We start from the raw sequence: 13,873 nt of genomic DNA on the forward strand, positions 1-13,873 counted from the left end.
GTCAGGTGCGCACCACGTAGGTGTTCACGACCTTGTCGTGCCATGTCTGCTTCTGCTCGTCCCACAGGGGCCACAGGAGGTTCAGGAAGCAGGCGTTGTTGAAGAGGCCGCTGAGGAAGTCGCGGAGGAACGACCGGCCGGCTCCGATCGGCTCTCCGGTCACGGCGTCGATCAGCTTGATGTTCAGCGCGCTCTTGCCCACGCTCTGGCCGGACTTTCCCTGCCGGAAGACCCGGTTCCACAGGCCGAGCGCGATGCTGGCGACGCAGCCCACCAGGAAGAGGATGGTCGCCCACCATTGCGGGTTGTCGTCCGGGTAGGGGTTGCCTTCGCGCGCCGCGACGTTCGCGATCAGAGCGCCGAACCCGATCAGGAGCGGTGCCAGTGGGATCAGGCTGTCGATGAGCGACGCAGCGACCCGAGGGCCCCAGTCCGCCAGGGGAGGCATCGGAGCGCCGTAGCCGGAGCCGTACGGCTGCCCGTAGCCCGGCCCGTACGGCCCTTGCTGGGGATGGTGCTGTGGCTGTTGTCCGTATCCGTAGCCCGGCTGCTGCTGACCGTACCCGTACCCCGGCTGGGCGTCTCCGTACGGCTGGTCCTGCGGCCGGTTGTCGTCAGGCGGCGTCGGTGTGCTCATCGGAACCCGTCTCCCAGTCGATCGATTCCACCGTATCGCGGGTACCGTTGGGGCGTGACGTTCGCGGTGATGCCCCGTCCACAAGGACCGGTGAAGCCTGTCGATCGCCGCGTCTGGGGCCTGGCCGGAGTGGGGATCGGCGGCTTCGCGCTGGCCGGGATCTACCGGCTGTCCGGCCTGGGCATCCCGTGCCCGCTGCACACGCTGACGGGTCTCGACTGCCCGTTCTGCGGCGCGACCAGAATGGCCGCGGCACTCCTCGACGGCGATCTGAACGCCGCCTGGCATTTCAACGCCGCGGTCCTGATCCTCGGCCCGCTCGTTGGCGTTGCCATCGGCTACGAGGTCCTGGCCTGGTCGCTGTCGCGCGCCGGCTGGCTCGACCTGCCCCGGCAGCGCCTCAGCCCACGGGCGGTGGCAACCCTCACAAAGGTTGCTCTGGGCGCCTTGCTGATTTTCGGCGTACTACGGAATTTCTGACGCCGGTCACCTGATCAGGCCGGCCCGCTGCCACGCGGCCTGCACGAAGGGCGGGACCACGAGATCGATCCGCCGGCCGAAGGCCACGTAGTTCAACATGACGTCGAACCAGACCGGCCGCGGCACCCGCAGCTTGTACTCGGTTTGCCCGTAGGCGAGGACGGTCCCGTCATGCTCGGTCCACATGCGGGTCACGGCAGCCAGGCCGAAGTCCTGCTGGCCGTAGCGGTTGAGCAGCAGCACCCTGTGCCGCGTCAGGACCGCCGTACCGTTGTCGATCGTGCGCCACTGCGCTGCCGCCGCGTAGCCGTCGGCGTTCCCGATGGCGAGCCGGACGCCGTCGAACCGTTGCACCTCGCAAGGTTCGACCGCGTGGGCGATCTCGCCGGGCCCCAGCGGCACCGGCGGCGGGAGAGGCTGCAACTGAACCCCCTGGCCCAATGCGCTCCACAAGTTCCACGCATCCCACCAGTCCTGCTCAAATGGATTCAGCACAGCCCCTCCCCAGTCCTCAGCCGACTACCGAAGCCCGATCACCAGCGTGTTCGCAGCCTTGTCGTGCCAGCCCTGCACCCGCCCGGAGCTGTCGAACAGCGGCGACAGGTAGACGAGCAGCGCACCGATGTAGCACAGGAACGAGCCGATCATCGGCAGCAGCCAGCGCATGAAGGCCGGACCGAAGCCAGGGACCTGACCGTCCGCGGAGCGAACGACCTTGATGCCCATGACCATCTTGCCGACCGTCTGGCCCTTGAACGCCGTCAGCAGCAACTCGTACAGCACCGTGATCAGTACCGAGATGCCGAGGAAGGCGAAGAACCCGCCGAGGATGCCGGCGGTCTCGCCGTCGGAGACGGTCCCGTCGTTGGTGGCCGCAGCGGTACCGCCGATGAAGATGAAGTACAGGATGCCGACGATCGCGTACAGGATGATGCTGTCGATGATGCGTGCGAGCGCACGCGATCCGATCGTCGCCACCTTCACGGTGCCCATGCCCGGGATCTGTACGAGGCCGCTCTGGGCCTGCGCTACCTGGCCGTACTCGGGACCCTGCGGGTAGCCGCCGGGCTGGCCGTAGCTGGGCTGGCCCGGCTGCTGGCCGTACTGCGGCTGGCCGTAACCGGGCTGGCCCGGCTGCTGGCCGTACTGCGGCTGGCCGTAACCCGGCTGACCGGGCTGCTGGCCGTAGCCAGGCTGACCAGGCTGACCGCCCGGCTGCTGGCCGTACTGACCCGGAGCGCCGTAACCCGGCTGGCCGGGCTGGCCCGGCGGGGTCGCACCCGGGGTGCCGTACGGGTTCTGTCCGGGGCCTTGGGCGCCCTGTCCATAGGACGGCTGCCCACCCGGCGCGCCCGGTCCCTGGTTCCGGCCGTCCTCCGGTCCGGTGCCCGGGGGTACGTTCTGGTCGCTCACGATGGTCCTTTCGTCACAGTTCACCCGCGTTTACTGGGCAAAGGCTAGCGGTCGGAGGGCCACAGCGGTGGGCATGGCAGACGCGAAACGCCCGATCTGTGGACAGTTGCACCAATTGACATCAAATACAGCCGCGGACCGGCGATTCGCCGGCCCGCAGCTGTGGATAACTTGTACGACGGAGCAGACAGGACCTAGCCGAAGCGGCCGGTGATGTAGTCCTCGGTCGCCTTTTCGGCCGGGTTGGAGAAGATCTGCTTGGTCGGGGCCATCTCGATCAGCCGGCCGGGCTTGCCGGTCGCGGCCAGGTTGAAGAAGGCAGTCTGGTCCGAAACGCGCGCCGCCTGCTGCATGTTGTGCGTGACGATCACGACAGTGAAACGGTCCTTGAGCTTCTCGATCAGGTCCTCGATCGCCAGCGTGGAGATCGGGTCGAGGGCCGAACAGGGCTCGTCCATCAGGATCACCTCGGGCTCGACCGCGATCGCCCGGGCGATGCAGAGTCGTTGCTGCTGGCCACCGGACAGACCCGCGCCCGGCTTGTCGAGCCGGTCCTTCACCTCGTTCCAGAGGTTCGCGCCCTTGAGCGACGACTCGACGACCTCGGTGAGCCTCTTGCGGTCCTTGACGCCGTTCAGCTTCAGGCCGGAGGCAACATTGTCGAAGATCGACATCGTCGGGAACGGGTTCGGCCGCTGGAACACCATGCCGACAACCCGCCGTACCGCGACCGGGTCGATGCCCGCGCCGTACAGGTCCTGCTGGTCCAGCATCACCTTGCCCTCGACGCGGGCGCCGGGGATCACCTCGTGCATCCGGTTCAAGGTGCGCAGGAACGTGGACTTGCCGCAGCCGGACGGGCCGATGAACGCGGTGACCGAGCGGGGCTCGACCGTCATCGACACGTCCTCGACGGCCTTGAAGTCGCCGTAGTAGACGTTGAGGCCGCTGACCTCGATGCGCTTAGCCATATCGACTCAGAACCTCTCGACTATTTCGACTTGATGGCGCTGAACCGGGCGATCAGCCGGGCCAGCAGGTTGAGGGCAAGGACCAGCAGGATCAGGGTGAGCGCCGCCGCCCAGACCCGGTCCGCGGCGTTCGGCAACGCCAACTCGGTGCGGTCCTGGTTGATCATCGTCGGCAGCGCGCCCATGAAGCCGTTGAACGGGTTCAGGTTGATGTTCTTGGAGTAGCCGACCAGGATCAGCAACGGCGCGGTTTCACCCATCACCCGGGCCAGACCGAGCATCACGCCGGTGATGATGCCGCCGAACGCCGTCGGTACGACGACCTTCAGGATCGTCTTCCACTTCGGTACGCCGAGCGCGTACGACGCCTCGCGCAACTCGTCCGGCACGAGTTTCAGCATCTCCTCGGTGGACCGCAGTACGACGGGAAGCATCAGCAGCACCAGCGACAACGACACCGCGAAACCCACGCGGTTGAAGCCGAACACGGTGATCCAGACCGCGTAGACGAACAACGCGGCGACGATCGACGGGACACCGGTGAGGATGTCGATCATGAAGCTCACGACCTTGGCGGCTCGCGTGCCCTTGCCGTACTCGACCAGGTAGACCGCGCCGAGAATCGCGATCGGGACCGCGATCACGGCGGTGATCAGGGCCATGATCAGCGTGCCCATGATCGCGTGGTACGCGCCGCCGCCGGCCCGCCGGACCGTGATGCCACGCTGCGACTGGCTCCACCAGTCCGCGCTCAGCAGCAGGTGATAACCCTTGCTGACCACGGTCCACAGGATCCACAGCAGCGGGATCATCGCGACCGCGAAGGCCAGCACGATCAGCACGGTGGCCAGCGTGTTCTTGAAGGCCCGGGCGCCCGACTTCCCGGTCAGGTCCAGGACTTTCCCGTCGTACGCCGGCTTGTTCTCTGCCACGACACTCATGCTGCGGCTCCTTCGGTGGCGGCGCCGGCACGGCGGTTGCGGCGGGGGCGCTTGGTGCCGGGGGCGCTGCGGTCGACGATGATCCGGGCCGCGGAGTTGACCAGGAACGTGACGACGAACAGCACCAGGCCGGCCGCGATGTACGCGCCGGTCTTCTCCGGCGAGTCGAACTCGGCGGCGTTGTTGGCGATCTTCGACGCGAACGTCTCGCCGCCGGCGAAGATCGACGAGTTCCACGGGTCGGTGCCGTTCGGCACCGACAGGATGATCAGTACGGCGACGGTTTCACCGAGCGCCCGGCCGAGGCCGAGCATCGAGGCGCTGACCACACCGGAACGCCCGTACGGCAGCACCGACAACCGGATCATCTCCCAGCGGGTCGCGCCGAGCGCCAGCGCGCCTTCGCGGTGCGCGATCGGCGTCTGCGCGAAGATCTCCCGGCTGATCGCGGTGACCACCGGAAGGATCATGATCGCCAGCACCACCGACGCGGTGAAGACCACGCCGACGTTGTCGCCCGGCGGCTTCTCGAACAAGGGGATCCAGCCGAGCGCCGTGGACAGGCCGTTGATCACGGGGCGCAGGATCGGCGCGAAGAACAGGATGCCCCACAGGCCGTAGATGATCGACGGTACGGCGGCCAGCAGGTCGACCGCGTGCGCGACCGGTGCGGCCAGTCGTTTCGGGGCGTAGTACGTGACGAACAGCGCGACGCCGATCGCGATCGGGACCGCGATCAGCATCGCGATGATCGAGCTGATCACGGTGGTGTAGAACAGCGCCGCGATGCCGAATCGCGGCTGGTCGCCGCCCGGCTCCCAGATCCGGGAGAACAAGAAGTTGCTCTTGTCATCGATCAGCGCCGGGATCGCCAGCGCCAGCAGGAAGATGCCGACGAAGGCGACGATCAGGACCACCAGGCCGCCGGAGCCGCGGGCGAGCCCGCCGAACAGCCGGTCGCCGAGGTGCCCGACCGGGCCGAGCTCGAGCTTGCCGCCGGTCTCCGTCGGGGTCACGGTCGCGGTCGTCGTACCCGCGGCCTCGACACCGGACTCGGTCATCACCTCGGCGTCGGCTTGTGCCGCTTCGTGCTCGGCGTGTTCCGCGGCCAGGCCGCCGAACCGCGGGGTCGGTCCGGCGTCCTCGTGAACCAGATCCTCGATCTTCGGTTCTTCGGCGGCGGTGCCGTCCGGCCGGTCGGGCGGTGCCGTGCCGTCTGGACTACTCATTTCGATGCTGCTCCAAGCGCCTGAGTCGTGATGTCACGTCTGGGTCTGACTGACGAGGCGAGCCCCGGCGTGCTCCGATGACTCGGATCGGCCGGGGCTCGCATCAGTACTGCGTCTCGATCAGCTGATCGCCTGGATGGCGGCCTCGACCTTGGTCTGGATCTCGGCCGGGAGCGGCGCGTAGTTCAGGTCGGTCAGCGACGCCTGGCCGTCCTTGCTGACGAAGTAGCTCAGGAAGCTCTTCACCAGTGCGGTCTTCTCGGCCGGGAGGCCCTTGCTGCAGGCGATCTCGTAGGTGACCAGGATGATCGGGTACGCACCCGGGGCCTTGGTCGCGTAGTCCAGCTTCATGGCCAGGTCGTTGCCGGTGCCGGTGACCTTCGCGGCGGCCAGGGCCTTACCGGCGGAGTCGGCCGACAGCTCGACAGGTCCGGCGCCGGCGTCGATCTGAGCGACACCCAGCTTGTTGTCGACGGCGTAGGACCACTCGACGTACGTGATCGCGTTCTTGGTGCTCTTCACGCCCTCGGCGACGCCGGCGGACTTCTCCTTGCCGGCACCCGTGCCGGCCCACTTCTTCGCCGGCTCCTTGGTCCACGCGCCACCGCCCGCGGCCTTCAGATACTTGGTGAAGTTCTCGGTGGTTCCGGACTCGTCGGAGCGGAAGAACACCGAGATCGGTGCCGACGGCAACGTGACGCCCGCGTTCAGCTTGGCGATCGCCGGGTCGTTCCAGGTCTTGATCGTGCCGGCGAAGATCTTCGCGGCGGTCGGGCCGTCGAGGACCAGCTTGCTGACGCCGTCGAGGTTGTAGGCGATCGCGATCGGGCCGATCACCATCGGCAGGTTGAGTGCCGGGTTGGCCTGGCAGCGCTTCGCGGCCGCCTCGCTCTCGGCCGGGGCGCCGTCCTTCGGCTCGGTCTTCAGGGCCGAGTCGGAGCCCGCGAAGTCGACCTGGCCCGCGTTGAACTGCTTGATCCCCGCGCCGGAGCCGGTCGGGTTGTAGTTCACCGTGACGTCGGCGCACTTCTCGTTGTACTTGCTGATGACTTCCTCGATGGCGTTCTTCTGCGCCGAGGAACCTTCGGCGTTCAGAGTGCCCTTCGGGCACTCGGCGCCGGCCGACGACGTCGAGGAGTCGGGGCTCGACGAACCGGCCGGCTCGGGGTCACTGCCACAGGCGCTCAGGGCGAGGACGCCGAGGGAGGCCACGGCGACGGAGCCGACGCGGAACAGGCGATTGACGGACACGAGAGTGTTGCCCTTCTGCGGGAATCAGACTTCTGAACTTCCACAGACGGTAGGGAGATCAGGTGACCGACCGGTCCGTCGCTGGTGAACGAGCGGTGAACGGTTCCGGTAGCGTGCGCGACGGCTGGCGTGCCGACAGGCAGCCATTAGATGAACTGAGTTAAGAGCCGTCACTCTCCGTCGATCTCAACGGCTGCTTGCTCACGTTTCGGTAACGTCAGCTGGAGAAGTCCTCCGGGGCGACGCCGTCGAGGAACTGCCGGAAGCGTTCCAGTTCGGCCTGTTCCTCCTCGGGGGTCGCGACGCCGGCTTCTCGCAGTACCTCTTCGGTGCAGCGGATCGGCGTACCGAGACGGACCGCGAGCGCGACCGAGTCGCTCGGTCGGGCCGAGACCCGGGCGCCGTTGGCCAGCACGAGTTCGGCATAGAACACGGCGTCGCGCAGCTCGACGATCTCGACGGCTTCGATGTGCACGCCGAACGCCTCGATCAGGTCGCGCATCAGGTCGTGGGTGAGCGGCCGCGACGGGCGCAGGCCCTGCTCCTCGTAGGCGATCGCTGTGGCCTCGACCGAGCCGATCGAGATCGGCAGGTAGCGGTAGCCCTCGGTCTCCCGCAGCATCATCACCGGGGCCCGGTTGGGCGATTCCATCCGGATCCCGATCAGTGTCAGTTCTCGCATCATCGTCATGGTGCGCCCCGAACCTCTCCTCAGACCGGCACCCGGTGGGGCGCCGGTTCCTCGGGTAGGAACATACCCGTCGCCTCCAGTGTCACCCGGGTACCCCGTCGGCTGTGCCTGGATCGTCACCGAGCCGTGTCGCGGCGGCTACCCGATGCCTCACGGGGCACCGAAGCGCTCGTGCACCAGCCGGCCGTCGGCCAGCCGATGCGCGACCAGAAACGCACCTGGGGAGAACTTGCCGACCTTCAGGCCGAGCTCGCGCGCGAGGGCCGGCAGGACCGGCCGGTGCGAGCAGACGACCGTCACCTTGCCCGGTTTCCACACCCGCCCGGCCAGACCGCGCAGTCCGTCCGGGTCGGCGTCGTACCCGCGTTCGGAGATCTCCGGCCACAGGTGGATGCGTCGGTCCAGCAAGGCGGCGTACGGCGCGACTGTCGCGGCACACCGTTCCGCGTCGCTGCTGATGATCCGGTTGGCGCCCAGTGCGGCCAGTACGCCGGTCATTCGCTGCGCGACCGCCGTACCGTCGCTGGTTAGCGGACGGAGGGTGTCCTTGCCGTCCCAGTCCTTCCGCTTCAGAGCCTCCGCGTGCCGCACCACGACGACAGTGGCTACAACAGACACCGCCTGGTCGAGTGCGTCCAGGATGTCCACGTCACGCGGGTAGCTGAGCTTGCCGCGGGCCTTGTCGACCGGGAGCCAACTGACCTGGTCCACCTCGTCGTTCGGCTCGAAGTCGCTGTCACTGACAGGTACGGCGGACCAGTAGTGCACCAGCTTCTGGGCAGTCCCGCCGTTCTTGCGGATCGGGTACCGCTGCACGCCGAGCGGGGGGCCGAGGGTGACCTGCAGTCCGGTCTCCTCCTCGATCTCCCGGCGCGCACCGAGCAGCACGTGCTCCTGCGCGTTGAGCTTGCCCTTCGGGAGGGACCAGTCGTCGTACCGGGGACGGTGCACCAGCAGCACCTGCCGGGTGCCGCGGCGCTCTCGCCACACGACACCACCCGCGGCGATAACCGTCGCCGGGTTAGTCATGGAATCACCCTAAGACGTGGCTAACCGATCGGTTCGGACGCCCGCCGCCGCCCGCGGGTTGCGATCAGCCGCTCCTGCATGTCCCGCAGCGGCTCACCGTCCGGCCCACTGAGGCGGGCCTGCCACGTGTCGTCCGACTGCAGCCACCAGGAGCCGGTGCCGTCGTCCAGCGCCAGGTCGAACATCTCGCCGAGCTCGTTGACGTGGTCCTGCTGCTTCAACTGCACCAGCACCTCCACCCGGCGGTCCAGGTTGCGGTGCATCAGGTCGGCCGAGCCGATCCATACTTCCGGCTCACCGCCGTTCTCGAACAGGAACACCCGGCTGTGCTCGAGGAACCGGCCCAGGATGCTACGGACCTGGATGTTCTCCGACAGACCGGGTACGCCGGGCCGGATCGTGCAGATGCCCCGGATCCACAAGTCGACGGGTACGCCGGCCTGTGAGGCCCGGTAGAGCGCGTCGCACAGGGCCTCGTCCACCAGGCTGTTCACCTTGATCCGGATCCGCGCCGGGCGGCCGGCGTGGTGGTGCTGCACCTCGCGGTCGATCCGCTCGAGGAGCCCCCGCCGTACCGACTGAGGAGCCACCAGGATCCGCCGGTAGCCGGCGCTGCGACCGAAGCCGGACAGGTGGTTGAAGAGAAGCGCGACGTCCTCGGTGACCACCTTGTCGCTGGTCAGCAGACCCAGGTCTTCGTAGAGCCGGGCCGTCTTCGGGTGGTAGTTGCCGGTGCCGATGTGCGCGTACCGGCGCAGACCGTCCGGCTCGTCACGGACGACCAGCGACAGCTTGCAGTGCGTCTTGAGGCCGATCACGCCGTACACCACGTGGCAGCCGGCATGCTCGAGCTGACGAGCCCACTTGATGTTCGCCTGCTCGTCGAAGCGCGCCTGGATCTCTACGAGGACCAGCACCTGCTTGCCGGCCTCGGCGGCGTCGATGAGCGCGTCGACGATCGGGGAGTCACCACTGGTCCGGTAGAGCGTCTGCTTGATCGCCAGGACGTGCGGGTCCGCGGCGGCCTGCTCGATGAAGCGCTGGACGCTGGTGGAGAACGAGTCGTACGGGTGGTGGACGAGCACGTCGCGCTGCTTGAGCGCGTGGAACATGTCCGCTGGGTTGGAGGTCTCCACCTCGGCCAGATGCGGATGCGTCGACGGCACGAACGCCGGGTACTTCAGCTCGGCCCGGTCCAGGCCGGCGATGGTGAACAGGCCACGCAGGTCCAGCGGGCCCGGGAGCTCGAACACCTCCGCCTCGGTGACGCCCAGCTCGGACAGCAGCAGCGCCTTCACCTGCGGATCGATCGACTCCTCCACCTCGAGCCGGACCGGCGGACCGAACCGGCGGCGCAGCAGCTCCTTCTCGAGCGCGGCCAGCAGGTTCTCGGCGTCGTCCTCCTCGACCTCGAGGTCCTCGTTGCGTGTCACCCGGAACGTGTGGTGCTGGGTGACCTCCATCCCCGGGAACAGCTGGCCGAGGTGGGTGGCGATCACGTCCTCGAGCGGCACGAACCGGCCCTCGGCGACGTTCACGAAGCGCGGCAGCAGCGGCGGCACCTTCACCCGGGCGAAGTGCTCACCGCCGGTGTCCGGGTTGCGGACCACGACCGCGAGATTCAGGCTCAAGCCGGAGATGTACGGGAACGGGTGGGACGGGTCGACCGCCAGCGGCGTCAGCACCGGGAACACGCGCTCCCGGAAGAACCGGGTCATGTCCTCGCGCTCGCTGTGCTCCAGCTCGTCCCAGCGCAGGATGTCGATGCCCTGCTCGGTCAGCGCCGGCTGCACCGACTTCCGCCACGTCTCCGCCTGCCGGTCCATCAGCTCCCGGCTCCTCGCCAGGCTGCGGTCGAGAACCTCGCGGGGGAGCAGGCCGCTGGCCGCCTTCACCGCGACCCCGGCCGCGATCCGGCGCTTCAGACCCGCGATCCGGACCATGTAGAACTCGTCCAGGTTGCTGGCGAAGATGGCGAGGAACTTGGCCCGCTCGAGCAGCGGGATCCCGTCGTTCTCGGCGAGCTCCAGGACCCGCTGGTTGAACGCGAGCCAGCTCAGTTCCCGGTCGGAGAACCGGTCCGCGGGGAGGTCACCGACCGCACTGATGTCGTACGGCGGTTCAACGTCGTACTCCCTGTTGTGCGATGCCAGCAAGTCTCCAGCCACACCGCTCAGCATCCCATCCTTTGGTTAACAACGGGTAGCCGTCCGCGCGTTGCCGGATGTGACCTTTTCGATGTCCGTCGACCGGTTCCGGGGACAGTTTTCAACACCTGGTTGCTACCTGGTTGCTAGCGTCACACCTTGTGAACCTACGACTGGACTCGGTACTGCGTGACACGGTGGCCGCCGTACAAGCGAACGCCCTCACTCCGGTGTACGCGCTGCCCGCCGCTGTCCGCCGACGGCTGGCCGGCGCCCCGATCCAGATCGACGGCAACACCCTGGACCCCGACGTACAGCTGCTCCTGCGCATCGACAACCTGTTGCCACGCACAACCAAGACCGACGCGGCGACCGCCCGGACGCGCTTCCGCAACCTCTGCAAGCTGATCACCGGCACCCCCGCCGACCTGCTCCGGGTCACCGACCTGACCGTCCGCGGCGCCGCGGGCCAACTGGAGGCCCGCCTCTACATCCCCCGTGGCGACGCAGGCCGTGGGCTGCTGGTGTACCTCCACGGGGGCGGCTGGGTGGTCGGCGACCTCGGTACCCACGACGCGCTGTGCCGCTCGATCGCCGCCGACGCCGGCGTACGGGTGCTCTCCGTCGACTACCGCCTCGCCCCCGAAGCCCCCGCCCCGACCGCCGCTGAGGACGCGATCGCCGCGTTCACCTGGGCCGTCGACCACGCCGAGGACCTGGGCGCGGATCCCGGTCTGGTCGCCGTCGGCGGTGACAGCGCAGGCGGCAACCTGGCCGCCGTCGTCGCCCAGCAGACGGTGCGCCGCGGCCTCCCACAGCCGGCGCTCCAGGTCCTTCTCTACCCGGCCGTCGACCTGGTCGCGCGCCGCCCCAGCCGAGACCTGTTCTCCGAGGGCTTCATCCTCACCGAGGAGGACATCATCTGGTACCGCGACCTCTACACCCCCGACCCCACTCTCCGCCCCGACCCGATCGTCTCGCCCCTCCGAGCCGAAGACCTCACCGGCCTCCCACCCACCTACCTCACCACCGCCGGCTTCGACCCCCTCCGAGACGAAGGCCTCGAATACGCCACCGCCCTAACCGCGGCCGGCAACGACCTGACCCACGCCCACCACCCCACCCTCCCCCACGGCCACACCAACCTACTAACCGTCCCCGGCACCACCCGCCAAGCCCACACCCACCTCACAAACCACCTAAAGGAAGCCCTCCACTAACCACCCGCGGACAACCGCCCGCCCGCTTCCTGAGCCGAGCTGGGGAGGTTTTCCTGCCCAAATCGGACAGAAACCCTCCCCAACCACCCGCCCCCCTCGGCCCGTCGGGAACCGCCGTCCGGACTCTGGGAGGCGAAGTCTGTCGAGAGGGCCCGTGGTCAGCGGTCGGGGTCTACGAGGACAGGCACCGCCTCCCGGACCTGCAGCGGAGTGGTTGGGCCAGTGACGGGAATGGTGCCGTCGACGTACTGCCAACCGGTGCCGGCAACGTTGAAACGCGCTGCGTAACCGGTCGTCAAGGTGAGCCCAACGGCACCACGTTTCAGGTACTTATGGGTGATCTCCTTCGACGGGTACGGCTTGCCGGGCGTGCTCGTGGTGAGCGCCGGGCTACCGTCACCGAAGTTCCAGGTGTAACTGACCGGCGTTGCCTGGACAACCACGGGGAATCCGAGCAGGGTGACGGTCGCGGTCGAGACCTTGTTCTCGTCGGTGTAGACGATGGTGTCCAGATTCACCAGAGTCCGCCCATTAGGCTGCACCTTCACCGAGAGCCCTGGAAAGGTCAGGTCCTTCGTCTCCGACCGAACCTCCTCCCACCTGACATCCTGGGGCCGCGGCAGTACTACCAAGCGCGGCAACACCCGTTTCGTCGTCTTTGTGTCGTCCGGTTTGTCGGGGGTGCAGACGTTGGGCCCCTCGACTTTTCCTCGCATATCCCAGGGTTTGCACATGCCGGCGTTCATTCGGAGGTCGCGTCGTGCGTCAGGTCCACGCCGGTCTTCCTTCTGCGGCCTCTTGTGCGTTGTCGTAGACGTCGGCGTCGTAGCTCCGGGTTTTGGCAGAACACTACCGAGCCGTGATCGTTGCTCCCGCTCCGCGGCTGCGATGCGCAGTCGGTCCCGCTCCGTCGACGCCGTGGCTTTAGGCGCCTTCTTCGTCGGTTTCGGCTTAGTTGGTTGCGGAGCTGAAACGGCGACAACGAGGCCGGGTGGCCGTTCCAGCGTTGCGTGCGCTGCGTTTCCGATCAGGAGCATCGGCGCAGCCAGGACGCCCACGAGTAGAACGCTTGTCTTACGCATCAGCGGCGATCTTGGAGCTCGATCTCAAACATGACCCAGTTCCCCTTGCTCGGAGAAAGTGCTACCTGCTCCGTATATTTGGCCGCCTTGCTGGTCGCAGGAACAGCCGATGGCGAATCTTTCGTCGTGTACACACCGACCGTGACAGCCGCCGAGCCACGCAGACGGCCACCGTTTCCGCGAATCAATTCGCTGACCTCGGCTACTCGCTCCAGATAGTCCCCGCTAAGGCCACCATTCGCGGCGTTGACCTTCGTCGCGAAGCCCGCATATTGCTTGCAGCCCACGCAGCCAGCATCGCTCGCGGCGAGTAGTGGCGCTGCATTACCAGTCTGAGACGCATAGTTCATCAGGTCGATGTAATGACGGATGAACTCTTCCGCAGCCGCTAACGAGAGTCCGTTCGCTGTTGTCGGCCGTATCGGCGGGGACGGCGGAACGGTACTTGCTGGGGTGCTTGCCTGTGTAACCGACGTGGTTTGCGAGGGAGCCGTGCCAGCCGAGGACGTCTGTGGTGGGGCCGTGTTGGGGTGGCCTGCCTCGGGGCTTCCCTGGCCGCAGGAAGTTAAGAGTGTGGTGGTGGCTAGGCAGGCCAGGAGTTTGAGCGTTGGCCTGTTGCGGTGTGTCACGTGTGTCAGCCCTCCGTAGTCGACACGATCGTAACGGCGGGGTGGGGCTGGGTTCGATGTCAAAAGATGCGGTTGTGGATAACGGGGGTGGGGCCAGGAGCCGTCCGGCTGGGGGGTTAGAGGCTCGGGCGGCTCCTGGTTGGTGGTGGGACG

Annotated in this window: 14 protein-coding genes; 2 read left to right on the top strand and 12 right to left on the bottom strand. The window is 67.4% G+C overall.

Annotated elements, in window-relative coordinates:
• Position 1 precedes the first annotated feature (1 nt).
• Positions 2-637: an RDD family protein gene (locus EV651_RS22340; RefSeq protein WP_133787178.1), complete on the bottom strand. Its 636-nt coding sequence runs from the start codon at positions 635-637 to the stop codon at positions 2-4.
• Positions 638-691: 54 nt separating this feature from the next.
• Between EV651_RS22340 and EV651_RS22345 the strand changes: the two genes are divergently transcribed.
• A complete protein-coding gene (locus EV651_RS22345) occupies positions 692-1,117 on the top strand; it encodes a DUF2752 domain-containing protein (protein WP_238157120.1) in 426 nt (141 codons plus the stop codon).
• 6 nt (positions 1,118-1,123) lie between these two features.
• On the opposite strand, the gene EV651_RS22350 is transcribed toward EV651_RS22345, so the two are convergent.
• From EV651_RS22350 to EV651_RS22390, 9 genes are all read right to left on the bottom strand, one after another.
• The gene (locus EV651_RS22350) at positions 1,124-1,612 is read right to left on the bottom strand and encodes a hypothetical protein (protein ID WP_133787179.1); all 489 of its coding nucleotides are present in this window, start codon (positions 1,610-1,612) and stop codon (positions 1,124-1,126) included.
• Positions 1,613-1,636: 24 nt separating this feature from the next.
• Entirely contained in the window at positions 1,637-2,530 is an 894-nt protein-coding gene (locus EV651_RS22355; protein WP_133787180.1) for an RDD family protein, read from the bottom strand.
• Positions 2,531-2,724: 194 nt separating this feature from the next.
• Positions 2,725-3,501, bottom strand: a complete 777-nt coding sequence (gene pstB / locus EV651_RS22360) for a phosphate ABC transporter ATP-binding protein PstB (protein ID WP_133787181.1) — start codon at positions 3,499-3,501, stop codon at positions 2,725-2,727.
• 20 nt (positions 3,502-3,521) lie between these two features.
• Positions 3,522-4,442: a phosphate ABC transporter permease PstA gene (pstA, locus tag EV651_RS22365; RefSeq protein WP_133787182.1), complete on the bottom strand. Its 921-nt coding sequence runs from the start codon at positions 4,440-4,442 to the stop codon at positions 3,522-3,524.
• A complete protein-coding gene (pstC, locus tag EV651_RS22370; RefSeq protein ID WP_133787406.1) occupies positions 4,439-5,503 on the bottom strand; it encodes a phosphate ABC transporter permease subunit PstC in 1,065 nt (354 codons plus the stop codon). Before pstC ends, pstA begins: the two co-directional genes overlap by 4 nt.
• Positions 5,504-5,791: 288 nt before the next feature.
• Positions 5,792-6,922 (bottom strand): phosphate ABC transporter substrate-binding protein PstS, encoded by a 1,131-nt coding sequence (gene pstS / locus EV651_RS22375; protein ID WP_133787183.1) that lies wholly within the window; start codon positions 6,920-6,922, stop codon positions 5,792-5,794.
• A gap of 217 nt (positions 6,923-7,139) precedes the next feature.
• Positions 7,140-7,604 (bottom strand): bifunctional nuclease family protein, encoded by a 465-nt coding sequence (locus EV651_RS22380; RefSeq protein ID WP_165546713.1) that lies wholly within the window; start codon positions 7,602-7,604, stop codon positions 7,140-7,142.
• A 159-nt stretch (positions 7,605-7,763) separates the two neighbouring features.
• Positions 7,764-8,642: an NUDIX domain-containing protein gene (locus EV651_RS22385; protein WP_133787184.1), complete on the bottom strand. Its 879-nt coding sequence runs from the start codon at positions 8,640-8,642 to the stop codon at positions 7,764-7,766.
• A gap of 20 nt (positions 8,643-8,662) precedes the next feature.
• Positions 8,663-10,822, bottom strand: coding sequence for an RNA degradosome polyphosphate kinase (locus EV651_RS22390; protein WP_133787185.1), 2,160 nt, complete (start codon positions 10,820-10,822; stop codon positions 8,663-8,665).
• A gap of 128 nt (positions 10,823-10,950) precedes the next feature.
• Here EV651_RS22390 and EV651_RS22395 point away from each other — a divergent pair, with 128 nt between their 5' ends.
• The gene (locus EV651_RS22395) at positions 10,951-12,009 is read left to right on the top strand and encodes an alpha/beta hydrolase (RefSeq protein ID WP_238157121.1); all 1,059 of its coding nucleotides are present in this window, start codon (positions 10,951-10,953) and stop codon (positions 12,007-12,009) included.
• Between the two features lie 158 nt (positions 12,010-12,167).
• Here the strand turns inward: EV651_RS22395 and EV651_RS22400 are convergent, their stop codons facing one another.
• Together EV651_RS22400 and EV651_RS42490 are read right to left on the bottom strand one after the other, a co-directional pair.
• On the bottom strand, positions 12,168-12,755 hold the full coding sequence (locus EV651_RS22400) for a PKD domain-containing protein (protein WP_238157122.1): 588 nt from the start codon (positions 12,753-12,755) through the stop codon (positions 12,168-12,170).
• Between the two features lie 335 nt (positions 12,756-13,090).
• Positions 13,091-13,720 (bottom strand): DUF6318 family protein, encoded by a 630-nt coding sequence (locus tag EV651_RS42490; RefSeq protein WP_238157123.1) that lies wholly within the window; start codon positions 13,718-13,720, stop codon positions 13,091-13,093.
• Between the last annotated feature and the right edge of the window lie 153 nt (positions 13,721-13,873).

The organism is Kribbella sp. VKM Ac-2571 (assembly GCF_004362255.1).
Lineage (GTDB): Bacteria > Actinomycetota > Actinomycetes > Propionibacteriales > Kribbellaceae > Kribbella > Kribbella pratensis.